Origin of the sequence: Streptomyces sp. NPDC004542 (assembly GCF_040610035.1) — a bacterium.
Taxonomy (GTDB): domain Bacteria; phylum Actinomycetota; class Actinomycetes; order Streptomycetales; family Streptomycetaceae; genus Streptomyces.
In genome coordinates this window covers 23,933-48,430 of record NZ_JBEXLP010000002.1, presented here as the reverse complement: position 1 = coordinate 48,430, position 24,498 = coordinate 23,933, and the positions used below count along the sequence as shown (strand labels likewise).

Genomic DNA, 24,498 nt, shown 5'->3' with positions numbered 1-24,498 from the left:
ATAAAATCTAACGGTCCGTCAGAAACTGAGGAAGGGGCCGGGCGTGGGGAACTTCTTGGCAGGCAAGGCCGTCGCCGTGACCGGCGCCGGACGGGGCATCGGCCGCGCGGTCGCCCTCGCGGCGGCGGCCGAGGGCGCGCGGGTCGTCGTCAACGACTACGGGGTCGCCGCCGACGGCACCTCACCGAGCAGCGAGATCGCCGACGCCGTGGTCAAGGAGATCGAGTCGGCCGGCGGCGAGGCCGTCGCCGTCGCCGACGACATCTCCACCATGGCGGGCGGCCAACGGGTCGTCGACACCGCCCTGTCGGCGTACGGGCGCCTCGACGGGGTCGTCTGCGTCGCCGGGATCCTGCGCGAGCGGATGCTGTTCAACATGACCGAGGAGGAGTGGGACCCGGTCCTCGCCACCCACCTCAAGGGCACCTTCACCGTGTTCCGCGCGGCCTCCGCGGTGCTGCGCCGGCAGAGGTCCGGCACGCTCATCGGCTTCACCAGCGGCAACCACCAGGGCTCCGTCTCGCAGGCCAACTACAGCGCCGCCAAGGGCGGCATCATCTCGCTCGTCCGCAGCGCCGCCCTCGGCCTGCACAAGTACGGGGTCACCGCCAACGCGGTGGCACCCGTGGCGCGCACCCGGATGTCCGCGGGCGTCCCCGTCGAGCTCAAGGAGATCGGGGAGCCGGAGGACGTGGCCGCGCTGGTCGTCTACCTGCTGTCGGAGCGGGCCCGGGAACAGCGGATCACCGGGCAGGTGTACACGATCGCCGGGCCGAAGCTGGCGGTGTGGGCGCAGCCGCGTGAGCTGCGCTCGGCTTATGCGGCCGGTGGGTGGACCCCGGAGGCCATCGCGGAGTTCCTGCCGGGCTCCGTGGGCGTGGATCCGATGCCGATGCTGGCCCAGCTGTCGGCGATGGAGAGTGCGGCGCGGGATGGTTCCCGGCCGAACGCCTGAGAGCGCGGGGCTGCTTCCGGTCCGGCGGCTGCGGGTTCGTCGCGGTTGTTCGCGCTCACGCGGCCGAGCCGCAGGCCGGCACAGTACCGCGCCCCTGGGCGGGTCGTACTCGAGCGGCACGTGAAGGAGAACCTCGTGGACTTTGGATGCACCGCCGGCGATGAGGCGTTCCGGGTGGAGGCGAGGGCGTGGCTCTCCCGGCACGCCGGACATGCCGGGGACCGCCGGGCCTGGGAGCGTGCCCTCGGGGCCGCCGGGTGGATCGGGCTCGGATGGGCCGAGTCCGGGTACGGCAACCGGACCGCCACGCTCACCCAGCAGGTCGCCTGGGCCGAGGAGTACGCGCGGTCGGCGGCGCCCCCGCGCTCCGGGCACATCGGGGAGAACCTCCTCGCGCCCACCCTGATCGCCCACGGCACCGACGAGCAGAAGGCGCGCTTCCTGCCGCCGATAGCGGCCGGTGCGGAGCTGTGGTGCCAGGGGTACAGCGAACCGGGCGCCGGGTCCGATCTGGCCGGCGTGCGCACCTCGGCGGTGCGTGCGGGGGCGGAGTACCGGATCACCGGCCAGAAGATCTGGACGTCCCTCGCCCACGAGGCCGACTGGTGCTTCGTGCTCGCGCGTACCGATCCCGGCTCCCGCCGCCACCGCGGCCTGAGTTTCCTGCTGGTGCCGATGGACCAGCCGGGCCGGATCGAGGTGCGGCCCATCCGGCAGATGACGGGCACGAGCGACTTCAACGAGGTCTTCTTCGACGGCGCCCGTGCCCGCGTGGAGCACGTCGTGGGCGGCGAGGGGGACGGCTGGCGGGTGGCGATGAGCCTGCTCGGCTTCGAGCGGGGGGTGTCGACGCTCGCCCAGCAGATCGGGTTCGCCGAGGAGCTGGGGCAGGTCGTCCGGGCGGCCCTCGACACCGGCGCCGCCGACGACCCCGTCGTACGCGACCGGCTGGTCCGGCAGTGGGCCGAGCTGCGGGTGATGCGCTTCAACGCCCTGCGCACGCTGGGCGGTTCGGGCGACCCGGGCGCCCCCAGCGTGGCCAAGCTGCTGTGGGCGGGCTGGCACCAGCGGCTCGGCGAGCTGGCGATGGCGGTGCGCGGGGCGGCGGCGAGCGCGGGCCCGGCGGACTGGTCGCCGTCGGCGCCGTACGAACTGGACGCGTTCCAGCACCTGTTCCTGTTCTCCCGGGCCGACACCGTCTACGGCGGCTCGGACCAGGTGCAGCGCACGATCATCGCCGAGCGCGTGCTCGGTCTGCCGAGGGAACCGAAGGGCTGAGGGGGCTCGAGCGATGCGCGGTGTGGTGTTCGACGGCGAACGGGTACGGCTCGTGGACGATCTGGCGGTACGGGATCCGGGGCCCGGCGAGGTGCGGGTGGCGATCTCGGCGGCCGGGCTGTGCCACAGCGACCTGTCGGTGGTGAACGGGACCATCCCCTTCCCCGTCCCCGTGGTCCTGGGGCACGAGGGCGCCGGGGTGGTGGAGGCCGTCGGCACGGGCGTCACGCATGTCTCGCCCGGCGACCACGTGGCCCTGTCCACGCTCGCCAACTGCGGCACCTGCGCGGAGTGCGACAGGGGCCGCCCGACGATGTGCCGGAAGGCGATCGGGCGCCCGGGCCGGCCGTTCACCCGGGGCGGGGAGACGCTGTACCAGTTCGCCTCCAACTCCGCGTTCGCCGAGCGCACGGTGGTGAAGGCGGTGCAGGCGGTCCGCGTCCCCGGGGACGTCCCGCTGCCCTCCGCCGCGCTCATCGGGTGCGCGGTGCTCACCGGGGTGGGGGCCGTGCTCAACCGGGCCCGGGTGCGGCGCGGCGACAGCGTCGTGGTGATCGGCACCGGCGGCATCGGGCTGAACGTCCTGCAAGGGGCGCGGCTCGCGGGCGCCCTGCGGATCGTGGCCGTGGACTCCAACCCGGCGAAGGACGCGGTGGCCCGGCAGTTCGGCGCCACCGACTTCCTGACCTCGGCGGAGGGGGTGCCCGAGCTGCTGCCCACCGGGGCCGACCACGCCTTCGAGTGCGTCGGCCGTACCGAGCTGATCCGGCAGGCGATCGACCTGCTCGGCCGGCACGGCCAGGCGATCCTGCTCGGCGTCCCCGCGGCCACGGCGGAGGCGTCCTTCCTGGTCTCCTCGATGTACCTGGACAAGGCGATCCTCGGCTGCCGCTACGGCTCCTCCCGCCCCCAGCACGACATCGCGCTCTACGCCGAGCTGTACCGCCGGGGCGAGCTGCTCCTCGACGAACTGGTGACCGCGACCTACCCGGTGGAGGACTTCGAGAAGGCACGGGCGGACGCGGAGGCCGGGCGGGTGGCGCGGGCGGTGCTCACCTTCTGACCGCGCACGTGCCGGTCCGGCCGCTCACCTGCCCGCCGCGGCCCGGAACGTCCGCCGGTACGCGGTCGGCGTCACCCCCAGCGCCGCCTGGAGGTGCTGCCGCATCGACTGGGCCGTGCCGAACCCGGCGTCCCGGGCCACCTGGTCGACGGTCAGGCCGGTGGACTCCAGCAGGTGCCGGGCCCGCTCGACGCGCTGCCGGGTGAGCCACTGGCCGGGGCTGACCCCGACCTCCTCCCGGAAACGGCGCGTGAAGGTGCGTACCGACATCGACTCCTGCGCGGCCATGTCCCGCAGCTGGATCGGCTCGTGCAGCCGGCCCAGCGCCCACGCCCGGGCGCCGGTCGTGGTGGCCTGCTGGGGGTCGGGCACCGGGCGCTCGATGTACTGCGCCTGCCCGCCGTCGCGGTGCGGCGGTACGACCGTACGGCGGGCCACGTCGTTGGCGACGGCCGTGCCGTGGTCACGGCGCACCATGTGCAGGCACAGGTCGATGCCGGCGGCGACGCCCGCCGAGGTGAGGATGTCGCCGTCGTCGATGAACAGCACGTCGGCGTCCACCTCGATCCGCGGGAAGAGACGCTGGAAGTGCTCGGCGTCGGCCCAGTGCGTGGTGGCCGGGCGGCCGTCGAGGAGGCCGGCGGCGGCCAGGACGTAGACACCCGTGCAGATCGAGGCCAGCCGGGTGCCGGGCCGGACGTGGGCGAGCGCGGCGGCCAGTTCCCCGGTGAGCACGCCCTCCTCGAAGAGCGGCCCCAGTTCGTACGAGGCCGGCACGATCACCGTGTCGGCGGTGGCCAGCGCCTCGGGGCCGTGCGGGACGTGGATGGCGAAGTCGGCGTCGGTCCCGACCGGGCCGGGCGGCCGGACCGAGCAGGTCACGACCTCGTACAGGGGCCGGCCCGCGGCGTCCTTGGGGCGGCCGAAGATGCGGTGCGGGATGCCCAGCTCGAAGGGGAGCAGGCCGTCCAGGGCGAGGACGACGACGCGGTGCGGACGGAAGCCCGTGGCCGATTCCATGGCCCGATCCTAGCGAATGCTGTCCTTCGGGCCACTCGATGGGTCGCGGTCCGCGCCGCAGGATCTATGGCGTGACCCAGACAACCGAGGCCGTGGCCACCGCAGGGGAAACCCCGTCCGCCGACCGCCCCAGGATCCACCGGGCGTGGTTCGTCGCCGCCGTCACCTTCGTGACGATCATCGGGGCGGCGGCCTTCCGCTCGCTGCCCGGACTGCTCATCGACCCGCTCCACCAGGACTTCGGCTGGTCGCGCGGCACCATCGGCGCGGCCGTCTCCATCAACCTCGCGCTGTACGGGCTCACCGCGCCGTTCGCCGCCGCGCTGATGGACCGCTTCGGCATCCGCCGGGTCGTCGCCGTCGCACTGACCGTGATAGCGCTCGGCTCGGGCCTGACCGTGTGGATGACCGCGGCCTGGCAGCTGCTGCTGTGCTGGGGCCTGCTGGTCGGCCTCGGCTCCGGCTCCATGGCGCTGGCCTTCGCCGCGACCGTCACCAACCGCTGGTTCACCGAGCGCCGCGGCCTGGTCAGCGGCATCCTCACCGCCGCCTCCGCCTCCGGCCAGCTGATCTTCCTGCCGCTGCTGTCCTGGATCGTGGAGACCCACGACTGGCGCCCCGCCGCCGTCACGGTGGCGCTCGCCGCCCTCGCGGTCGTGCCGTTCGTCTGGCTGCTGCTGCGCGACCACCCGGCCGACGTGGGCCAGAAGCCCTACGGCGCGAAGGAGTTCGTCCCCAAGCCGGCCCCGGTCACCGGCGCCGCCCGCCGCACGCTCAGCGTCCTGTCCTCGGCCGTGCGCACGGGCCCCTTCTGGCTGCTCGCCGGCACCTTCGCGATCTGCGGCGCCTCCACCAACGGCCTGGTCCAGACCCACTTCGTGCCCGCCGCCCACGACCACGGCATGCCGGTCACGGCGGCGGCCTCGCTGCTCGCGGTCGTCGGTGTGTTCGACGTGGTCGGCACGATCGCCTCCGGCTGGTTCACCGACCGCTTCGAACCGCGCCGTCTGCTCGCCGTGTACTACGCGCTGCGGGGCGTCGCCCTGCTGTTCCTGCCCATGCTGCTGGCGCCGGGCGTGCACCCGCCGATGATCTTCTTCATCGTCTTCTACGGCCTCGACTGGGTCGCCACCGTCCCGCCCACCCTCGCCCTGTGCCGCGAGCACTACGGCGACGACAGCGCCATCGTCTTCGGCTGGGTCCTCGCCTCCCACCAGGTCGGCGCGGCCCTCGTCGCCTACCTCGGCGGCGTCTGCCGGGACGTCTTCGGCTCCTACGACATGGTCTGGTACGCCGCCGGCACCCTGTGCGCCGCGGCGGCCCTGATGGCCCTGGTGATCCGGCGGCGGCCGGCCGTCACCTTGCCGGCGGCGGCCTGAGGACCCGTCCGGCGCCGGCTCAGAGGAAGCGCCCCCGGTGGAACAGCAGGGGCGCTCCGTCCCGGTCGCCGGTCCCCAGCGCGTCCACCCGGCCCACCACGATGAGGTGGTCGCCCCCGGTGTGCACCGCGTGCACCGTGCAGTCGATCCACGCGACCGTGCCCGCCAGACGCGGTGAGCCGGAGACCGGGGCCGCGTCGTACGCCACGCCCGCGAACTTGTCCGCGCCGCTCACCGCGAAGCCGCGGCACACCTCGCCCTGGTGGGCGGCGAGGACGTTGACGCAGAAGACGCCCGCGCGGGCGATGCGCGGCCAGGTCGCCGACGCGCGGCCGACCATGAAGGCGACCAGGGGCGGGTCGAGGGAGAGGGAGGAGAAGGACTGGCAGGCGAAGCCGGCGGGCGAGGAGGCGCCGTCGGCGGGCGGCGCGGTGATCACGGTCACGCCGGTGGCGAAGGTGCCGAGGACGCGCCGGAACTCGGCCGGGTCGACGGGGGCGCGTTCGTCCTCGCCGACGCAGCGCAACTCCGGGCGCGGCAGCGCCTCCACGGCGGCCGGGGCCCCGGCCGACCTCAGGTAACGGACGGCGGCGGCGGCCGCCCCTGCGTGTCCCATCACGTCACCCATTGAAGCTGACGCCTCGTCAGATGGGAACCCTCACCGCCCCCCGAACCGCGCGCTCCTGCGCTCCGTGAACGCGGCGAGCCCCTCCCGCGCGTCCGCCGTCGTCATGTTGATCTCCTGCGCGGCCGCCTCGGCGGCGAAGGCGGTGGCGCGGTCGGCGTCGAGGGAGGCGTTGACGAGCTGCTTGGTCAGGGCGAGCGCACGGGTGGGGCCGGCGGCCAGCCGTTCCGCCCACGCGCGGGCCGTCTTCGCCAGCTCCCCGTCCGGCACCACCCGGTTCACCAGCCCGAGCCGCTCGGCGTCGGCGGCGGTGAGCGCGTCACCGAAGAACATCAGCTCCTTGGCCCGCTGCGGGCCGACCAGCCGCGGGAGGAGATAGGCGCCGCCGCCGTCGGGGACGAGCCCGCGCCGCACGAACACCTCGACGAACCTGGCCGACTCCGCCGCCAGCACGAGGTCGCAGGCCAGGGCGAGATGGGCGCCGAGGCCGGCCGCCGTACCGTTCACCGCGGCGATCACCGGCTTCTCGCAGTCCAGCACGGCGGCGGTCAGCCGCTGGGCGCCGAGGCGGAGCACGCGCGCCACGTCACCGGCGACCCGCTCGCCCGCCCCCGCACCGCCCCGCAGATCGGCCCCCGCGCAGAACCCGCGCCCGGTCCCGGTGACGACCACGGCCCGTACCTCCGGGTCGGCCGAGGCGTCCGCGAGCAGCCCGATGACCCGTTCCCGCTGGCCGGGGGTGAGGGCGTTGAGGGCCTCGGGCCGGTTGAGCGTGATGCGCGCGACGTGACCGGCCCGCTCGTGCAGCACCCGCGTCTCCTCCACCCGCGTCTCCTCCACCCGCGTCTCCTCCACCCGCGTCTCCTCCACCCGCGTCTCCTCCACCCGCGTCTCCTCCACCCGTGTCTCGGCCATCAGCGGCACACCGCCAGCGCGTCCAGCGCCACCGCGCCCTGCCCCCGGTCCAGCACCATCAGCGGATTGATGTCCAGCTCCACCAGCTCGTCCCCCAGCTCCAGCGCCATCCGCTGCACCCGCAGCACGACCTCCACGAGCGCGTCCAGATCGGCCGGCGGGCGGCCCCTGACCCCGTCCAGCAGGGCCCGTCCGCGCAGCTCTGCCAGCATGTCGCGGGCCTGGTCCTCCCCGAAGGGCGGCACGCGCACCGCCGCGTCCCGCAGCACCTCGACGAGCACCCCGCCGAGCCCGACCGTCACGGTCGGCCCGAACAGCTCGTCGTGGGTGACGCCGACGACCATCTCCACGCCCCGCTCGACCATCTGGCACACCAGGACGCCGTCCAGCGAGACGCCCTCGTAGCGGGCGATGTCGGTCAGCTCCCGGTAGGCGTCCCGGACCTGGCTGGCCGAGGTCAGGCCGATCTTCACCAGGCCGAGCTCCGTCTTGTGGGCGATCTGCGCGCCGGAGGCCTTCATCACCACCGGGTAGCCGACCTGGCCCGCCGCCCGCACGGCCGCCGCCGCGCTGGTCACCAGCTGCTCGCGGGGCACCCGGATGCCGTAGGCGCGCAGCAGCTGCTTGGCCGCGTGCTCGCTCAGCTGCCGGCCGGGCCGCATCAGCATGCGCGCCTTGCGGAAGGAGGGCGACGGCGTGCGGGGCGCCTCGTCGAAGGGGGAGCGGTAGGCGCTCACGAAGCGGTGGTGGTCGAGGTAGGCGCGGACGGCGGTGAGGCAGTTGCCGACGGTGCGGAAGGTGGCGACCCGGGAGGAGCCGAGCAGCACCTCCCGGTACGCGGGCTCGGTGCCGACCGGTGACCCCCACACCACGCACACCAGCTTGTCCGTGTGCTCCGCCGCGTCGACCAGGTCCCGCACGAGCCGGTCGCTCAGCGGCGGGAAGGGCCCGGTGACCGGGCAGATCAGCACGCCCACCTCGGGATCGTCGAGGATCGCGTCGATGATCTTCCGGCCGCGTTCGTCGCCGACCGGGTGACCGCCGTTGTCCACCGGGTTGGCCACGTTCAGGTACTCGGGTATCCACTGGTGCAGTGCGGCCTGCCTGCCCTCGGACAGCACCGGCAGCCTGAGCCCCGCCCCGACGGCCAGGTCGGCGACGTGCGCGCCGGTGCCGCCCGAGATGGAGTAGACGACGACCCCGTCGGCGCGCGGCGGCCGGGCGCGGGCCAGCAGGGCTGCGGTGTCCTGGAGTTCGTCGAGCCCGTCGACCCGGATCACGCCGTACTGCCGCATCGCCGCGTCCACCACGTCGTCGGCCCCGGTCAGCTTGCCGGTGTGGGAGGCGGCGGTACGGGCCCCGGCCTCGGTGCGCCCCACCTTCACGGCGACGACCGGGACCTTGCGGCGGGCGGCCCGGTCGGCGGCGAGCAGGAAGGACCGGCCGTCCTTCAGGCCCTCGACGTAGGCGGCGATGGCGCCGACCTCCGGCCGCTCGGCGAAGTAGGAGAGGAAGTCGGCGGTCTCCAGGTCGGCCTCGTTGCCGGTGGGCGCCCAGTGGGAGAGCCGGACGCCGAGCTCCTGGAGCGCGAACACCGGCCGTCCCTGGTGCCCGGACTGGGTGATGAGGGCGATCGCCGGGCCGTCCAGGTCGTCCCGGAACCGTTCGAAGGCGTTGAGGTTGGTGTTCGGCCCGAGCAGCCGGAGGCCGGAGCGCCGGGCGGCCGCCGCGAGCCGGGCCTGGGCGCGGGCGCCCTCCTCGCCGGTCTCCGCGAACCCGGAGGCGAAGGCGACCGCGAACCTCACCTTGGCCTCGGCGAGTTCCTCGATCACCGGCAGCGGGTCGGCGACCAGCAGCACGGCCAGGTCCACCTGCTCGGGCAGGTCGGCGACGGACGGGCGGCAGGGGATGCCGAAGACGGCCGGCCTGCTGGGGTGCACCGGATGCACCCGCGCCCCCACCCGCTCGGCCCAGGCGAGCAGTTGTCTCGTGATGCCGGTGTTGGGCCGCCCCTCCGCGTCCGAGGCGCCGATCACGGCGACGGACCCGGGCCGGAAGAACCGGTCGAGATCGGGTACGTCCCGGTGCAGCGGCCGCCCGCTGACGTCCAGCTCGTCCGTGTCGGCCGCCCGGCCGTGCACGGCGGGTCCGGGCCGGGGCTCGCCGCAGGCGATGACCCGGGCCCGGCGGGAGTCGGTGGTGAGGGTGCCGTGGGTTGATCCAAGCATCGGTCCGCCCGCTCCTGTGTGACAGCCATTCCATAACTGACGCTCTGTCAGATTACTGAACTGACGCAATGTCAGGAATGGCTCATGCGGGCAAAGATGCCGTGGACGGGCGAGCCGGGGCCCCGGCGAGCGGCCGAGCGGGTCACACGCTCCAGGATGGCCCGGGCGGCTGGTAGCGTCCAGGCGGTGAGCGACGGTGTGTACGTGGGCAACGCGGGCAAGGACGCGGCGCTGGACCGAGGGTGGCTCCTGGGCCACTTCAAGGACGTCGGCGATCCCCGGCACAGCGAGGCCGTGGAGGTCAAGTGGGGTGTCCACCCGCGCGGCGACGAGAGAGCGGCGTGGGTGCGGGGGGAGGAGCGAACGGCCCTCCTCGTGCTCGTCAGCGGTCGCTTCCGCGTCGAACTCCCCGGTCGCAGCGTCGTCCTGCAAGAGCAGGGCGACTACGTCGTGTGGGGTCGCGGGGTCGACCACTCCTGGTTCGCCGAGGAGGACTCGGTGGTGATGACGGTCCGCTGGCCGTCCGTGCCCGGTTACGCGGTGACACGGGAGCCTTCCGCGCTCGCCTAGGCTCCTAGGCGGTTCTGTCACCGCCGGGCAGCCTCGACAGCCGGCCCGCGCCCCGCTTCGCCACCGCCTTCGCGATCCGCTCCGCGTCGATGGCCAGCTCGCGGAACATGCCGCTGATGGGGTTGGTGAAACCGGTGAAGTGCAGGCCGGGGGCGTTCTTCGGGGCGCGGGGCCCGTGCACGACCGGCCTGCCGCGGGCGTCGAGCACGTCGAGGTGACCGACCAGGCCCTCCAGGGCGCGGACGTACCCGGTCGCGGCGATCACCGCGTCCGGCGACAGCCGCGTACCGTCGGCGAGGACGACCTTGCCGTCCTCGAACCCCTCGACGGCCGCCACGACCTCCACCTTCCCGGTGCGCACGGCGTCGATGAGCCCGACGTCCTGCACCGGGATCGACCCCTGGCGGACCCTGCTGTACAGGCCGGTGTCCGGGCGGGGCAGGCCGTGGGCGGACAGGTCCGGCACGCTCAGCCTGGCCATCGGCCCGGCCAGCCGGTCGACGAGGGCGACCGGCAGCCGCCGTACCAGCACGCCCGTGTACTGCGCCGCCCACCCGGCGGTCGACCGGCGCACGATGTGCGGCGCGGTCCGCACCGCGAGCCGCACCCGGGAGGCGCCGCCCTCCACCAGGTCCACCGCGATCTCGGCGCCGGTGTTGCCGACCCCGACGACCAGCACGTCCCGCCCGGCGTACGGCTCGGCGTTGCGGTACTCGCCGGCGTGCCGGAACTCGCCGCCGTAGCCCTCCAGGCCCGGCCAGTCGGGCACGCGGGGGGTGTGGTTGTACCCGGTGGCCACGACGACCGCGCCGCCGGTGAGCTGCCGCCCGCCGGAGGCGTGCAGCAGCCAGCCCGTGCCGTCGGCCTGCCGCTCGATCCGGGAGACCTCGACGCCGGTGACGATCTCCAGGCCGTGGTGCTCGGCGTACTTCTCCAGGTAGCGCACCACGTTGTCCCGGGACACCCACCGCCCGAACCGGCGCGGCATCGGCAGTCCGGGCAGCGCGGAGAGGCGGCGGGTGGTGTGCAGGTGCAGCCGGTCGTAGTGGCGCCGCCAGGACGCCCCGACCCGGTCGGACTTCTCCAGCACGACCGCGCGTATCCCCCGGGCGCGCAGCGCGTACGCGGCGGCCAGGCCGCCGGGACCGGCGCCGATGACGTAGACGGGGCGGTCGGAGGGGGACACGGAGGGGGGAGAGTCGGCCATGAGCGCGAGCGTAATCACGCACTGGGTTGATGGGTATCGGTCAAGACCGGAATTGGTTGCGGATTGGTCACGGCTGTGGGGGGTGTGGGCAGGACCGGTGCGGAAAGAGTCCGTGACGCGGAGAAGGCGCGACGCGGAGAAACCGCGACGCGGAGAAGGCGCACAGGATTTCCCGGCCCGGCCCTCGGCTTTCCGGCACATCTGACGTACCGTCAGATGTCATGGACGCGATCTGGCTGAGCGGTCCCGAGTGGCTGGCCGTGCTCCGCATCGGGCTCGGCCTGTGGTGGCTGGAGAGCTGGCGGCACAAGGACAGGAAGGGCTGGTTCGAACGCGGCACCGGCATCGCCTGGGCGGCGGACGTCGCGGCGAAGCACCGCTGGAACGCGGTCCGCTCCGGCTTCCGCGTCGTGGTGGAGCCGCGGCCCCGGGCGATGGCGTACGTCGTGGTGTACGCGGAACTCGCCCTCGGCCTGGGGCTGGTGGCCGGCTTCCTCACGCCCGCCGCCCTGGCCGGCGGCCTGCTCCTGAACCTCCTCTACCTCACCCTCATGATCCACGACTGGGCCGAGCAGGGGCAGAACTCGATGATGGCGCTGATCTCGCTGGTCGCGCTGTTCGGGATGTCCTGGCAGGTGTGGTCCGTCGACCACGCCCTGGGATGGTTCTGATGGGCGTTCCGGCCGGAGCGGTACGGTTCGACCTCCCCGAACCCGACGCCTTCACCCGCGCCTACTGGGACGCGGCGGCCGAGGGCCGGCTCCTCCTGCGCCGCTGCGGCGCCTGCGGCCGGGCACACCACTACCCGCGCGAGTTCTGCCCCCACTGCTGGAGCGACGACGTCACCTGGCAGCGGGCGACCGGCCGCGCCACCCTCTACACCTGGTCCGTCGTCCACCGCAACGACCTGCCCCCGTTCGGCGACCGCACCCCCTACGTCGCCGCCGTCGTCGCACTCGCGGAGGGGCCCCGGATGATGACCGAGGTGGTGGACTGCCCGGCCGGGGAACTGCGCCCGGGCATGCCCGTCGACGTGGCGTTCCGGGCGGGAGTGCCGGTCTTCCGGCCGGCGGCCGGGTGAGCGGGCGCACGCGGTTGCATGTTTGTCATGGCCTCTATGAACGAGCAGTCCACCGCCCACCCCGCCCCCGAGCCGCACGGTCACGGCCTGCGCCTGAGCCGCTGGGACGCGGAGTCCGACGCCGACGCGGCAGCCTGGCTGCGCGGCCTGGGGGATCCGGAGTTCCGGCGCTGGAACACCCCGCTCAAGCCGGTCACCGACCTCGACGGCGCCCGGGACTCCCTGCGCGCGCAGCTGGCGAGGGCCGCCGGCGGTGACTGCGCGCCCTTCCGCATCACCGACGCGGACACCGGCGCCACCCTCGGCCACATCGGGCTGAACGCCATCGACCGGGTCATACGCGTCGCCCGCGTCGGCTACTGGGTCCTCCCGGAGGCCCGGGGGCAGCAGGCCGCCGCGCGGGCGCTGGCCCTCGCGAGCCGCTGGGCGTTCACCGAACTCGGCCTGCACCGGCTGGAACTGGGGCACGCCATCGGCCACGACGCGTCGTGCCGGATCGCGGAGAAGTGCGGGTTCCGGTACGAGGGGACCCTGCGCGGGGCGATGTTCGGGGCCGGGCGGCAGGACGCGTTCCGGGACGTGCACCTGCACGCGCGGATCGCCACGGACCCGGAGCCGGCCCTGGGATGACGGACCCGGGGCCGGCCGTGGGATAAACGGGAGGCGGGGCACGGGGGCGGGACGGGAACATGGGGCATGCGCCCCGACGACTGGCACCTCACCGAAGACCTCGACTACTTCCTCTCCCGCGCCGGTGACTTCCTGCGCGCCCGGCCCGCGCCGCACACCGTGGCGCTGACCGTGACCGACGCGCTGCGCAGGCGCGGCCCGCGCCTCTACGGCGACGAGGCCCCCGCGTTCGGATGGCTGGCGGAACCAGGCGGCCCGGTACGCGCGGCCCTGTTCCGGACGCCTCCGCACCCGCTGAACATCACCGCGGTGACCGCCGGGGAGGCCGACGCCCTCGCCGCCCGGCTGCTCGCCCTCGGTCACGCCGTGCCCGGTGTGTCGGCCGAGCGGGAGACCGCGGCCGCGTTCACGGCGGCCTGGGAGCGGCGGACGGGGGACCGAGGCGCACTGGAGCAGCGCCAGCGGCTGTACCGCCTCGGCGACCTGGTGGTGCCGGAGCCCGTGCCCGACGGGCGGGCGCGGGTCGCCGGGACGGCGGACCGGGAGCTGCTGGCGCGCTGGTACGAGGAGTTCGCCGACGCCGTCGGCCAGTCCCGGTCGCAGGAGCCCGGTGCCTGGGCCGACGCCCGCATCGCCCACGGCGGCGTCACCCTCTGGGAGACCCCCGACGGCACCCCCGTCGCCATGGCCGGGGTGACCCCCGAGGTCGCCGGGCAGGTCCGGGTGGCGCCCGTCTACACCCCCGCCCCCTTGCGTGGACGTGGTTACGCGGGCGCCGCGACCGCCGAGGTGAGCCGGGTCGCGCGCGACGCGGGGACCGAGGTGCTGCTCTTCACCGACCTCGCCAATCCGACCAGCAACGGGCTCTACCTGCGCATCGGCTACCGGCCGGTGGCCGACTTCGCGGTGTACCGGTTCGCGTCGGGGCCGCAGCCGGGGCCGGGGGCGGGGCCGCGGTGAGGGCCGGGGTCAGGGCCACAGCAGGGCCGGGGGCAGGGCCACAGCAGAGGGGCCGGGTCAGGGCCACAGCAGGGTCCGCTCCCAGCCGAACGCCGTGTGCCGGTAGGCGAGCCGCACGTGGCGCCGTTCGGGATCACCCTGGAAGAACTCGACCTCCTCCGGCCGCAGCCGGTACAGCGTCCACGTCGGGGACGGTGCGGTCGGGTTCTCCCGGGCCTGTGCCCAGGCCGCCTGCGAGGCGGACCGCAGCTCCTCCAGCGACGGCAGGACCTGGCTCTGCCGGCCGGTCAGGGCCGCCGCGAGCGCGCCCGTCGAGCGGGCGTGCAGATCGGCCTGGCTCTCCTGCGAGGGCGCCGCCGTGACCTGGCCCCGCACCCGGACCTGGCGGCCGAGCACCGGCCAGTAGAAGGCGAGCGCCGCGTACGGGCGGCCGGCGAGCTGCCGGCCCTTGCGGCTGGTGGCGTGGGACGCGAAGGACCAGCCGTCGGCGTCGGCGCCGTGCAGCACGACGATCCGCACGTCCGGACGGCCGTCCTCGTCCGCCGTCGCCAGCGACATGGTGTGCGGCTCGGTCTGCCCGGCGGCCACCGCCTCCGCGAACCAGGCGGTGAACAGGGGGAGCGGGGTGGGGGGCGCGGTCGCCGGGTCGAACGCGGATAGCTCCGTGACCTCGGGGTCCCAGACCCGCAGTGACCTCAGAATCTCGTGGAGATCGGTTGCTGCCATGGGCCGAGTATCCCGGTTCCGCCCCCGCCCCGGCGGGCCCCGCCCTCAGTCCCGTCCCAGCACCACCGTCCCCGACGAGCAGAACCACCCCCCGGTCCCGGACGCCACCGCCAGGCGCGGCAACGCGCCTCCCGCGCGGCGCACCTGCCGCTCCCCGGCCTCGCCCCGCAGCTGCCGTACCGCCTCCACCAGCAGGAACAGGCCGCGCATGCCCGGGTGTTGCGCCGACAGGCCGCCCCCGTCGGTGTTCACCGGCAGTTCCCCGCCCCGCACCAGCAGCCGTCCCTCCCCGACGAACGCGCCGCCCTCGCCCTTCCCGCAGAAGCCGAGGTCCTCCAGGGTCACCAGGGTCATGTAGGTGAAGGCGTCGTAGATCTCCGCGAAGTCGATCTCCTCGGGGCGGACGCCGGCCCGCTCGAAGGCGAGCCGGCCGCTGACCGCGGCCGGGGAGACGGTGAAGTCGGGCCACTCGGACATGGTGGCGTGCGAGACGTGTTCGCCGGTGCCGAGGATCCAGACGGGGGCCGCGCGGCTGTCCCGCGCGTACTCCTCGGCCGCCAGCAGCACCGCCGCGCCGCCGTCGGAGCGCAGACAGCAGTGCAGCTTGGTGAAGGGGTCGGCGATCACGGGGCCGGACAGGACGTCGTCGACGGTGACCGGGTCGCGGAACATCGCCTCGGGGTTGAGCGAGGCGTTCGCCCTGGCCTGCACCGCGATCTGGGCCAACTGCTCGATCGTCGTGCCGTGTTCGATCATGTGGCGGCGGGCCGCCATCGCGTACTTGGCGATCAGCGTGTGGCCGTAGGGGACCTCGAACTGGAGCGGGCCGCGGGCGCCGAAGGACAGGTCGCCGGTCCGCCGGCCCGCCTTGATGTCCGCGCGTGCCGTGGAGCCGTACACCAGCAGGACGGCGTTCGCGTGGCCCGCCGCTATCGCGTCCGCCGCGTGCCCCGCCATGACCTCCCAGGTGGAGCCGCCGACGGAGGTCGAGTCCACCCAGGTGGGGCGCAGGCCCAGGTACTCCGCCACCTCCACCGGGGCCAGTGTGCCGAGCCCCGCCGAGGCGAAGCCGTCCACGTGCGCCCGGTCCAGTCCCGCGTCCGCAAGCGCCCGGCGGGCCGCCTGGGCGTGCAGGGTGTACGCGGTCGCGTCGGCCACCCGGCCGCAGTCGGAGAGGGCGGCACCCACCACGGCGACTTTCCGGCTCCCTCGCGTCATGAATCTGACGGTACATCAGATCGGCCGGCGCGCGGCAGGCCGCGCACCTGTGGGCCGAGGCCGGCGTACGGTCCGGCGTACCCCTGGGCATCTGTGCCGCTCCGCCCTAACATGACGGACCGTCAGATAGTGGCCGGGAGGGATCAGCCATGGACACGCGCCTCACCGCCGAGCAGGACGCGATCCGCCGCACCCTGCGCGAGCTGCTGCACAAGCGCTGCGGGGCGGCGGAACTACGGGCCGCCGTCGACAGCCCGGCCGGGCACGACCCCGCCCTGTGGACCGCCCTCGCCGACCGGCTCGGCCTGCCGGGCCTGGCCCTCCCCGAGGCGTACGGCGGTGTCGGCTGCCCCGTCACCGACCTCGTCCTCGCCTGCGAGGAGGTGGGGCGGGCGCTCGCCCCCTCGCCCCTGCTCGCCACCGCCGTCCTCGCCGCCCCGCTGATCCTCGCCCTCGGCACCGACGCCCAGCGCGCCGGCCTGCTGCCCCGCCTCGCCTCCGGCGCGCTCACCGCCGCCCTCGCCGTCCCCGGCCCCGCCCTCGCCACCGCCCTCGCCCTGACCGGCGGCAACGCCGGCCAGTGGGCGGGCGGGGGCCGGGCCGGGGGTGTGCAGGCCCGGCGGGACGGGGGCGGGTGGCGACTGTACGGGGAGGTGGACCAGGTGCTGGACGGGCACGGGGCCGGTCTGCTGGTCGTCGCCGCGCACACCGGCGGCTTCGCACGCTCCCGGACCCTCCTCTTCCTGGTCGAAGGGGACGCGGCAGGGGTCGTACGGACCCGGCGGACCACGCTCGACGCCACCCGGCCGCAGGGGCGGGTCCAGCTGCGGGACGTGCCGGCCGAGCTGCTCGGGGACGAGGACGCCGACGTGCTCGCCGCCCTCGCCGCCCTCGGCGACACCGTCGCCGCCGTGCTCGCCGCCGAGGCCGTCGGGGCCGCGGACCGGGCGCTGGAGCGGACCGTGGAGTACGTCGGGCAGCGCGAGCAGTTCGGGCGGGCGATCGGCTCCTTCCAGGCGGTCAAGCACCGTCTCGCGGACGTGCACGTACAGGTGCAGGCGGCCCGGTCGGCCGCGTACTACGCCGCCTGGGCGACCGCTCAGGGGGAGCGGGCCGGCGGGCTCGCGCTGGCGCAGGCCCTTCAGGCGCTGCGGAGCGCGGCGGGGGAGGCGATCCAGCTGCACGGCGGGATCGGTTTCACCTGGGAGCACGAGGCGCACCTGTACTTCAAGCGGGCGGCTGGAGACGATCTGCTCTTCGGGCCGGTGCACCGGCTACGGGCGCGGGCGGCAGAGGCGGCCCGGCTCTTCGAGCGTGAGGAGGTGACGGTGCGATGACCGCCGTCGGAGTGCGCGTGGTGCAGAAGGTGTCGTCCACCCGGGGCTTCGCCAAGCTCGCCCCCCACGTGGTACCGGCCCTGGACCGGGCCGTCCACCGGCTCACCCGGGGCCGGGTGCTGCTCAGCGCCCAGATGCTGCCGGGGGTCCTCCTCACCTCCACCGGCGCCCGCAGCGGGCTGCCCCGCCGCACACCGCTCGCCTGTATGCCGGAGGCGGGCGCGGACGGCCGGAGCTGGCTGCTCATCGGCTCCAACTTCGGGCGCACCGAGCACCCGGCCTGGACCGCCAACCTGCTCGCCCACCCGGACGCCTCCGTCAGCTGGAAGGGCGAGGACATCCCCGTCACGGCCCACCTGCTGACCGGGGACGAGCGGGCGGCGGCCTGGAAGACGCTGCTGGAGTTCTGGCCGCCGTACGCGACGTACCAGGCACGGGTGGAACGGGAGATCCGGGTCTTCCGGCTCACGCGCCGCGGGTAGCGGCGCCGGCCGCTCCGCCGGCGGGAACGCGCCGATGCGAGCCGCTGAAGGACCGGCCCCTGCCGGCGTAGGCGTTTGCCGGGCCGCACAGCACGACAGGCGGTGGTCCACTCGCGTGAACCACCGCCTGCCAGACAGGACTTCGTGCCGGAGAATGGGTGCCAAAGAGGAGTGCCGCTGAACGGCCTATTTCGTCGGCTTCCTGCCCGTCACGCCCAGGTACACCAACAGCGCCAGATTCGGCTTGAGTTCGGCCTGCTTGACACCCCAGGACGAGAAGCCCTTCTGGTGCCCGGCCACCGAGGCCAGCATCGCGACCAGGGAACCCGCGACCGCCGCGGGGTTCACGTCCTTGTCGACCCTGCCCTTGGACTGCAACTCCGTGATGGATTCCGCCAGTGAATTGTTCACCGAGTTCAGAATCTTCATACGGATCTTGTAGAACCGTTTGTCCCCTTCGGCGGCGCCGAGGTCCACGACACGGAGGATGGCATCGTTCTTCCGCCAGAACTCCAGGAATCCCTCGACGAGTTCCTGCGCGGTCTGCCAGCCCGCCTTGCCGGCCCAGCTCCGCCCGGCGACCAGATCGGTCAACCCGGCCCCCTCCGCGGCCATTTCCTCGGCGATCTCCAGGACGGCACCCTCGACGTCCGGGAAGTACTGGTAGAAGGTCGCGGGCGAAGTGCCCGCCTTCCGGGCAACATCGATGACCTTGACGTCCCGGTACGGGGAAGAGCTGAGCATTTCGCTGAGGCAGTCGAGCAGCTTCTGCCGGGTCGCCTGCCCACGCCGACCGGCCACGCGGCCGTCGACGGTACGCACTTGTCCTGTCATGTCGTCAGCTTACCGAGGGGGGATCCCAGCGCGATTCGGCCGACTGCAAATGGGGTGCACGGGCGTGAGAGGGGTGGTGTCCCTGGTCTGCGCGGTGCGCGCGACGCGGTTACTTTGGCGACATGGCCGAAAACAGGGCATCGGTGTACGGAGAGGGCGTCCCCTGCTGGGTGGACGCGCAGCTCCCCGACGTGGCGGCCGGGGAGCGGTTCTACGGGGAACTCTTCGGCTGGGCCTTCGAGGAGGCGTACGGCACCACCGTATGGGCGCGGCTGGACGGCGAACCCGTCGCCGCCCTCACGCCCAAGACGGACGGCCGCATGCCCACCGTCTGGACGGTGTACTTCGCCACCCCGGACGCCGTGGCCCTGTGCCGGCGGATCCTCGTGGCCGGCGGGCAGATCGTCACGGCGCCGGTACCGGTCGGCGACCTGGGCACGGCCGCGCTGGCCACCGACCGCGAGGGCGCCGTCTTCGGCCTGTGGCAGCCGGGCGAGCACCCCGGCTTCGTCCTGCGCCACGCCCCCGGCACCTTCGTCTGGGCCGAGCTGTACGCCCGGGACACCGAGGCGGCCAACGCCTTCTACGGCGGCCTCTTCCACGACGCCCTGTTCGGCACCGAGGCCGAACCCGACTTCGGCCGCGCCCCCGTCTCCGCCGTCTTCCCCGCCGAGATGCCCCCGCACTTCCTCGTCCACTTCCGGGTGGAGGACCTCGGGGAGGCCCTCGGGGCGGTCCAGCGGCTCGGCGGCCGGGTGCAGGCGGGGCCTTTCGAGGCCTCGTACGGAACCGTGGCCGTCGTCACCGACAATCAGGGGGCGTCCTTCGCGCTGCTCCACCGCTGAGATCGAAAGTTTTTGCTCTCCTTATAGGGAGACACCCCGATTTGTCACCGGGTTCGCACCATCGACCCGGGCCAGGAAGAATCGGGGTGCGTGCCGCCGTGGCGGTTCGGTGGTGAGACGCTGCACGGGGTCGCGTACATATGTGGGTGACGTGGCTCGTACGGGGAGGTGGCAGGCAAGTGGTGGATCAGCTGACACAGCACGATCCGAGGCGGATCGGGCCGTTCGAGGTGCTGGGCCGGCTGGGGGCCGGCGGCATGGGGCTGGTCTATCTCGCGCGCTCGGCGTCCGGCCGGCGCGTGGCGATCAAGACGGTCCGCACGGAGCTCGCCGAGGACCAGCTGTTCCGCGTCCGCTTCACGCGTGAGGTGGAGGCGGCCCGGGCGGTCTCCGGCTTCTACACGGCCGCCGTCGTCGACGCCGACCCGCGTGCCGCCGTGCCGTGGCTGGCCACCGCCTACGTCCCCGCGCCCTCCCTCGAGGAGATAGTGAACGACTGCGGGCCGCTCCCGGCCCAGGCGGTGCGCTGGCTCGCGGCGGGCGTCGCGGAGGCGCTGCAGTCCATCCACGGCGCCGGGCTCGTGCACCGCGACCTCAAGCCGTCCAACGTGCTCGTCGTCGAGGACGGCCCCCGGGTCATCGACTTCGGCATCGCGTCCGGTGTTTCGAACACGCGTTTGACGATGACCAACGTGGCCGTCGGCACCCCCGCCTACATGTCACCCGAGCAGGCCAAGGACTCCCGCAGCGTCACCGGCGCCAGCGACGTCTTCTCGCTCGGCTCCATGCTGGTCTTCGCCGCCACCGGACACCCGCCCTTCCACGGCGCCAACCCGGTCGAGACCGTCTTCATGCTGCTGCGCGAGGGCCCCGACCTCGAAGGCCTCCCGGACGAGCTGCGCCCGCTGATCGAGTCCTGCATGCAGATGGACGCCACGGCCCGCCCCAACCCCGCCGACCTCCAGGCCCAGCTCGCCCCCCACCTCTTCGGCTCCGGCTCCGACGACAGCGGCACCGCCTCCGCCTGGCTCCCCGAGAAGGCGGTCGCCCTCATCGAGTCCCGCCGGGGCGGCCGCCCGGCCGCCAGGCCGTCCCCGACCGGCGCCCGCAGCGCCGGCCGCCCCGTGCTGCCCCCGCCGCCCTCGTACGACCCCGCCGTGCCGGCCCCCGGCCCCGTCCCCGCGCCGGCTCCCACGGGCACCCCCGACACCGGCCCCGTCCGGCTGGCCGGCGCCAAGGTGCCCATCGGCCCCGGCCCGCGCGTCTCCGACGCCCGCGCCGCCGCCGTCAAGGCACCCCCGCCCGAGGCCGGCCTGGTCGCCAGCTGGTCCCGCCCGCGCCCCGGCATGGGCGGCGCCGACCCCGCCGTACCCGCGGCCCCGCCCCCGGAGACCGGCACCGGCTGGCGGCCCTGGCGCTTCCGCATGTCCAACGACGTCTGGGGCACCCCGGCCGTCGACGGCGACCTCGTCTACGTCACCTCCTTCGAGGTGCACGCCCTGGACGTGGCCACCGGCCGCCGCCGCTTCAAGAGCCGGGACGTCGCCTGGTCCATGGCGGTCGCCGACGGCCGCATCCACGCCTCCGACGGGCCCACCCTGTTCGCCCTCGACTGCCGCCAGGGCACCGACCTGTGGCGGCTGTCCACCGACGCCTGGGTGTACTCCCTCAAGGCCGACCGCGGCACCGTCGTCACCGGCACCCGCGGCGGCGGCGTCCAGGCCTGGGAGGCCTCCACCGGCCAGAAGCTGTGGGAGCTCACCGGCTGCCAGACCGACTTCGAGTCCCCCGAGGCCGGACCCGCCCTGCACGACGGCACCGTCTACCTCTGGCAGGACGCCCGCCTGCGCGCCCTGGACGCCCGCACCGGCGAGGAACGCTGGTCGTACCCCATCGGTGACGCGGCCTCCTGCGGCGGCGTACCGGTCCGGCTCACCCACGCCCCCGACGGCTGCGTGTACGTCTCCGCCGGCACCCGCGTCCTCGCCATCGACGTGGCCGGCGGCATGGTGCGCTGGCACTTCGAGGCCCCCGCCGCCTTCCTCAGCCCGCCCACCTTCGCCCCCGGCCCCGCGGTCACCGGCGGCGGCGTCTACCTCGCCGACTACCTCGGCACCGTCTACGCCCTCGACGCCACCGACGGCCGCGACCGCTGGCGCATCGCCACCGAGGCCCGCGCCTCCGTCGAACCCGTCCTCGTCGCCGCCGGCCACGTCCACGTCGGCAGCGGCAAGGGCCTGTACACCCTGGACGCCGTCACCGGCACCCCCAAGTGGCGCTTCCAGGCGGGCGGCGACGTGGTGGGCGCGCCCGCCGTCGCCGAGGGTCGCATCCACTTCGGCTCCACCGACCACCTCCTGTACACCCTCAAGGCCGACGACGGCCGCCTGCGCTGGAAACTCGCCACCGGCGGCGAGATCACCGGCTCCCCGGTGGTCCAGGACGGCGTGGTGTACGCGTGCAGCAAGGACCGGTGCGTGTACGCGCTCGACGCGGAGAAGGGGACCGGTACCGCACGGACGACGTGACGGACGACGTGACGGACGACGTGACGGACGACGTGACCCGCACCGGCTCCCGGAGACGGCCACCGTGCCGGTAGTCGCACGGAAGGGGCTGCGGACGGCGGCCGTCGCTCCGGGGAGGGACGGTCACCGATCCGGTCACCCGCTCGGTCACCGCTCCCGCAGCAGACGCTACCCCCCCCGTGCGCGCACCCCGCCAGACGGTCACTCACCGTATCCGCGGCTCCGCCCGGACCCTGCGGGCGAACAGCTCCGCCTGCCGCCCGCCCGGCAGGTTCCCCAACGCGATCAGCTGCGGCGCCTGCGCGAACCCCGGCGCCCGCGCCGCCTCCCGCGCCGCCCACAACGCCCGCACGGTCCCCTGCACGGCCTCGGCCGGACCCCCGGCGATCACACGGGCACACCACAGCGCGGCCTCCACCGCCCGCCCCTCCTCCGTGACCTCCGAGACCAGGCCGATCTCATGCGCCCGCCGGGCCCCGATCCGCTCGGCGTTGCCCAGGAGCACCATCCGCGCGACCTCCCCGTACGGCATCCGCTGGGCCATCAGCACGGACTCGTACGCGCTGACCATCCCGTACGTGGTGTGCGGATCGAAGAACACGGCGGTGGCGTCGGCGACGACGAACTCGCTCTCCCCCAGCAGATAGAACGCCCCGCCGCAGGCCATCCCGCGCACGGCGGCCACGACCGGCTTCCACAGGTCGTTCGCCTTCGGTCCGACCGTCAGCAGCGGATCGTCCTGCATGTACGGCGACGACGGCTGCGGCACCACCACGTCCCGGTCGATCCCGGTGCAGAACGCCCGCTCACCCGCCCCGGTCAGAACGACGGCACGCACCCGGTCGTCGAACCGCAACCGACGCCACAGCGCCCTCAGTTCCTCCGCCATCCGCAGGTCGATCGCGTTGAGCCGCCCGGGCCGGTCCAGGGTGACGACGGCGACGCCCGTGCCCTCGTCGACATCGAGGCGCACGGTCTCCGTCCCCGCGGAACTCACGCCGGCACCCACTGCGGCAGCCCGTCCGCGAACACCACCCGGACCTGGGCGCCGATCCTCACCTCCCGCGGATCGAACGAGCCGAGCGGCGCCCCGGCACGGCGGACGAGGTTCCCCACCAGCCGCACCCGCGGCGCGTCCTCCAACTCCACCACGACCACGTTGTACGGCGCCTGCTCCGCGTACTCCGGCAGCAGCGGCGGATGCGGAACGACGTACGACCAGACGCGCCCGCGTCCCGAGGTGAGCCGCCACTCGCACGCGAAGGACCGGCAGTGCGGACAGCACGGGCGGGGCGGGAAGCGGGGCTCCCCGCACTCGGCGCAGGCCTGGACGCGCAGCTCGCCCTCGGCGGCGTACCGCCAGAAGGGAGCGCCGTCGGTGTCGGTGACGGGACGCAGCACGGGACGGTCAACTCCTCAGCAGAAGGGCGGAGGTGGGAACCCCTTCGCCGGCGGTGACGAGGCACGTGGCGGCGCCCGGCACCTGCGCGGTACTGGTCCCGCGCAACTGCTTCACGCCCTCGTTGATCAGATTGAAGCCGTGCACATAGGCCTCGGAGAGCCCGCCCCCGCCCGTGTTGACGGGCAGCCGCCCCCCGATCTCCAGCGCGCCGCCCTCCGTGAACGCCCCGCCCTCGCCCCGCCCGCAGAAGCCGTACCCCTCCAGGGAAAGCGGTACGAGGGCCGTGAACGCGTCGTATATCTGGGCGACGTCCACGTCCTCCGTGGTGAAGTCCGCCTGCTTCCACAGGTGTCGCGCGGCGGTCCAGGCGGGCCCGGTGAGCGGGTCGTCGTTCCAGTAGTTGACCATGCCGTGGTGCTGGGCGGGCAGGCCCTGGGCGGCGGAGTGGACGTACACGGGCCGCTGCCGGCAGTCCAGGGCGCGCTCCCTGGAGACGACCACGCAGGCGAGCGCCCCGTCCGTCTCCAGGCAGTTGTCGAAGAGGCAGAGGGGCTCGCTGATCCACCGGGCGGTCATGTACATCTCGCGGGTCAGCGGCCGCTCGTACATGACGGCCGCCGGATTCTGGTTCGCCCGGTTCCGGCAGGCGAGGGCGACATTGAACAGGTGGTCCCGGGTGGCGCCGTACTCGTGCATGTACCGCCGCGCCAGCATGGCGATCTCGTCGGCGGGCCGCAGCAGACCGAACGGCCGCGTCCACTGGGCGGGCGTGGGCAGCTGAACGGCGGTGTTGGTCCACGGCCGGGGCCCGCTCCCGCGCTTCCGCGACCGCCAGGCGACCCCGACCGTGGCCTGGCCGCTCGCTATCGCGGCGGCGAGATGCGCGACGGTCGCACAGGAGCCGCCGCCCCCGTACCCCACCTTGCTGAAGAAGGTGAGATCACCGAACCCGACGGCCTTCGCCAGCTCCACCTCGTCCGTCTCCTCCATGGTGTAGGAGGCGAGGGCGTCGACCTCGCCGGGGGCGATCCCGGCGTCGTCGAGGGCGGCGAGGACCGCACGGCAGGCGAGGGTCTTCTCGTCCTCGGGGAGCCGCTTGGCGAAGGCGGTCTGCCCGATGCCGACGATGGCGGTGGCGTCCTTCAGCCCTGGTCCTGGCATGGTGCACCCACCCTTCTGCTGCTGACAGTCCGTCAGGTTACCGCTAATCTGACG

The 24,498-nt window shown here is 74.1% G+C and carries 24 protein-coding genes; 13 read left to right on the top strand and 11 right to left on the bottom strand.

Features of this window, described 5'->3' with window-relative positions:
- Positions 1-43: 43 nt before the first annotated feature.
- The 3 genes from ABZX30_RS01730 (at position 44) to ABZX30_RS01720 (ending at position 3,296) form a co-directional block, all read left to right on the top strand.
- Positions 44-955, top strand: coding sequence for an SDR family oxidoreductase (locus ABZX30_RS01730; protein WP_355927493.1), 912 nt, complete (start codon positions 44-46; stop codon positions 953-955).
- Between the two features lie 135 nt (positions 956-1,090).
- Positions 1,091-2,233: an acyl-CoA dehydrogenase family protein gene (locus tag ABZX30_RS01725; protein ID WP_355927490.1), complete on the top strand. Its 1,143-nt coding sequence runs from the start codon at positions 1,091-1,093 to the stop codon at positions 2,231-2,233.
- A 13-nt stretch (positions 2,234-2,246) separates the two neighbouring features.
- The gene (locus ABZX30_RS01720; RefSeq protein ID WP_355927487.1) at positions 2,247-3,296 is read left to right on the top strand and encodes a Zn-dependent alcohol dehydrogenase; all 1,050 of its coding nucleotides are present in this window, start codon (positions 2,247-2,249) and stop codon (positions 3,294-3,296) included.
- A 24-nt stretch (positions 3,297-3,320) separates the two neighbouring features.
- On the opposite strand, the gene ABZX30_RS01715 is transcribed toward ABZX30_RS01720, so the two are convergent.
- Positions 3,321-4,316, bottom strand: a complete 996-nt coding sequence (locus ABZX30_RS01715; protein ID WP_355927485.1) for a helix-turn-helix domain-containing protein — start codon at positions 4,314-4,316, stop codon at positions 3,321-3,323.
- A gap of 71 nt (positions 4,317-4,387) precedes the next feature.
- On the opposite strand from ABZX30_RS01715, the gene ABZX30_RS01710 reads away from it, so the two are divergent.
- Positions 4,388-5,695: an MFS transporter gene (locus tag ABZX30_RS01710; protein ID WP_355927482.1), complete on the top strand. Its 1,308-nt coding sequence runs from the start codon at positions 4,388-4,390 to the stop codon at positions 5,693-5,695.
- Between the two features lie 19 nt (positions 5,696-5,714).
- Here the strand turns inward: ABZX30_RS01710 and ABZX30_RS01705 are convergent, their stop codons facing one another.
- The 3 genes from ABZX30_RS01705 to ABZX30_RS01695 form a co-directional block, all read right to left on the bottom strand.
- Complete coding sequence (locus tag ABZX30_RS01705; RefSeq protein ID WP_355927479.1) at positions 5,715-6,311, bottom strand: flavin reductase family protein; 597 nt, start codon at positions 6,309-6,311, stop codon at positions 5,715-5,717.
- Between the two features lie 42 nt (positions 6,312-6,353).
- The gene (locus ABZX30_RS01700) at positions 6,354-7,160 is read right to left on the bottom strand and encodes an enoyl-CoA hydratase-related protein (RefSeq protein WP_355927915.1); all 807 of its coding nucleotides are present in this window, start codon (positions 7,158-7,160) and stop codon (positions 6,354-6,356) included.
- 74 nt (positions 7,161-7,234) lie between these two features.
- Positions 7,235-9,463 (bottom strand): acetate--CoA ligase family protein, encoded by a 2,229-nt coding sequence (locus ABZX30_RS01695; RefSeq protein ID WP_355927477.1) that lies wholly within the window; start codon positions 9,461-9,463, stop codon positions 7,235-7,237.
- Between the two features lie 186 nt (positions 9,464-9,649).
- Here ABZX30_RS01695 and ABZX30_RS01690 point away from each other — a divergent pair, with 186 nt between their 5' ends.
- Complete coding sequence (locus ABZX30_RS01690) at positions 9,650-10,033, top strand: signal peptidase I (RefSeq protein ID WP_355927475.1); 384 nt, start codon at positions 9,650-9,652, stop codon at positions 10,031-10,033.
- A gap of 4 nt (positions 10,034-10,037) precedes the next feature.
- On the opposite strand, the gene ABZX30_RS01685 is transcribed toward ABZX30_RS01690, so the two are convergent.
- Positions 10,038-11,240 (bottom strand): NAD(P)/FAD-dependent oxidoreductase, encoded by a 1,203-nt coding sequence (locus ABZX30_RS01685; protein WP_355927472.1) that lies wholly within the window; start codon positions 11,238-11,240, stop codon positions 10,038-10,040.
- Between the two features lie 221 nt (positions 11,241-11,461).
- Here ABZX30_RS01685 and ABZX30_RS01680 point away from each other — a divergent pair, with 221 nt between their 5' ends.
- The 4 genes from ABZX30_RS01680 to ABZX30_RS01665 all read left to right on the top strand — a co-directional run bounded on the left by ABZX30_RS01680 (position 11,462) and on the right by ABZX30_RS01665 (position 13,911).
- Positions 11,462-11,911: a DoxX family protein gene (locus tag ABZX30_RS01680; protein ID WP_355927469.1), complete on the top strand. Its 450-nt coding sequence runs from the start codon at positions 11,462-11,464 to the stop codon at positions 11,909-11,911.
- Entirely contained in the window at positions 11,911-12,321 is a 411-nt protein-coding gene (locus tag ABZX30_RS01675; protein ID WP_355927466.1) for a Zn-ribbon domain-containing OB-fold protein, read from the top strand. Before ABZX30_RS01680 ends, ABZX30_RS01675 begins: the two co-directional genes overlap by 1 nt.
- Before the next feature lie 27 nt (positions 12,322-12,348).
- Positions 12,349-12,951, top strand: coding sequence for a GNAT family protein (locus ABZX30_RS01670; protein WP_355927464.1), 603 nt, complete (start codon positions 12,349-12,351; stop codon positions 12,949-12,951).
- Positions 12,952-13,017: 66 nt separating this feature from the next.
- Positions 13,018-13,911 carry a GNAT family N-acetyltransferase gene (locus tag ABZX30_RS01665; protein ID WP_355927462.1) on the top strand — a complete coding sequence of 298 codons (894 nt, stop codon included), beginning with the start codon at positions 13,018-13,020 and terminating at the stop codon, positions 13,909-13,911.
- A gap of 57 nt (positions 13,912-13,968) precedes the next feature.
- Here the strand turns inward: ABZX30_RS01665 and ABZX30_RS01660 are convergent, their stop codons facing one another.
- Positions 13,969-14,637 (bottom strand): pyridoxal 5'-phosphate synthase, encoded by a 669-nt coding sequence (locus ABZX30_RS01660; RefSeq protein ID WP_355927459.1) that lies wholly within the window; start codon positions 14,635-14,637, stop codon positions 13,969-13,971.
- Between the two features lie 45 nt (positions 14,638-14,682).
- Positions 14,683-15,855, bottom strand: a complete 1,173-nt coding sequence (locus tag ABZX30_RS01655) for an acetyl-CoA acetyltransferase (RefSeq protein WP_355927456.1) — start codon at positions 15,853-15,855, stop codon at positions 14,683-14,685.
- 149 nt (positions 15,856-16,004) lie between these two features.
- Between ABZX30_RS01655 and ABZX30_RS01650 the strand changes: the two genes are divergently transcribed.
- Positions 16,005-17,192 (top strand): acyl-CoA dehydrogenase family protein, encoded by a 1,188-nt coding sequence (locus tag ABZX30_RS01650; RefSeq protein ID WP_355927454.1) that lies wholly within the window; start codon positions 16,005-16,007, stop codon positions 17,190-17,192.
- Positions 17,189-17,674: a nitroreductase/quinone reductase family protein gene (locus tag ABZX30_RS01645; protein ID WP_355927453.1), complete on the top strand. Its 486-nt coding sequence runs from the start codon at positions 17,189-17,191 to the stop codon at positions 17,672-17,674. The genes ABZX30_RS01650 and ABZX30_RS01645 overlap by 4 nt, the downstream gene beginning before the upstream one ends.
- Positions 17,675-17,860: 186 nt before the next feature.
- On the opposite strand, the gene ABZX30_RS01640 is transcribed toward ABZX30_RS01645, so the two are convergent.
- On the bottom strand, positions 17,861-18,508 hold the full coding sequence (locus tag ABZX30_RS01640; RefSeq protein WP_355927451.1) for a TetR family transcriptional regulator: 648 nt from the start codon (positions 18,506-18,508) through the stop codon (positions 17,861-17,863).
- A gap of 122 nt (positions 18,509-18,630) precedes the next feature.
- Here ABZX30_RS01640 and ABZX30_RS01635 point away from each other — a divergent pair, with 122 nt between their 5' ends.
- Both ABZX30_RS01635 and ABZX30_RS01630 read left to right on the top strand, forming a co-directional pair.
- Complete coding sequence (locus tag ABZX30_RS01635) at positions 18,631-19,353, top strand: VOC family protein (RefSeq protein ID WP_355927449.1); 723 nt, start codon at positions 18,631-18,633, stop codon at positions 19,351-19,353.
- Positions 19,354-19,532: 179 nt separating this feature from the next.
- On the top strand, positions 19,533-21,881 hold the full coding sequence (locus ABZX30_RS01630) for a serine/threonine-protein kinase (protein WP_355927447.1): 2,349 nt from the start codon (positions 19,533-19,535) through the stop codon (positions 21,879-21,881).
- Positions 21,882-22,086: 205 nt separating this feature from the next.
- Here ABZX30_RS01630 and ABZX30_RS01625 read toward each other — a convergent pair whose 3' ends face one another.
- From ABZX30_RS01625 to ABZX30_RS01615, 3 genes are read right to left on the bottom strand one after another with little or no spacing between them, the layout of a single operon-like run.
- Positions 22,087-22,878 carry an enoyl-CoA hydratase/isomerase family protein gene (locus ABZX30_RS01625; RefSeq protein WP_355927445.1) on the bottom strand — a complete coding sequence of 264 codons (792 nt, stop codon included), beginning with the start codon at positions 22,876-22,878 and terminating at the stop codon, positions 22,087-22,089.
- Positions 22,875-23,282, bottom strand: coding sequence for an OB-fold domain-containing protein (locus ABZX30_RS01620; protein WP_355927442.1), 408 nt, complete (start codon positions 23,280-23,282; stop codon positions 22,875-22,877). The genes ABZX30_RS01625 and ABZX30_RS01620 overlap by 4 nt, the downstream gene beginning before the upstream one ends.
- A 7-nt stretch (positions 23,283-23,289) precedes the next feature.
- The gene (locus ABZX30_RS01615; protein WP_355927440.1) at positions 23,290-24,444 is read right to left on the bottom strand and encodes a lipid-transfer protein; all 1,155 of its coding nucleotides are present in this window, start codon (positions 24,442-24,444) and stop codon (positions 23,290-23,292) included.
- Positions 24,445-24,498 lie beyond the last annotated feature (54 nt).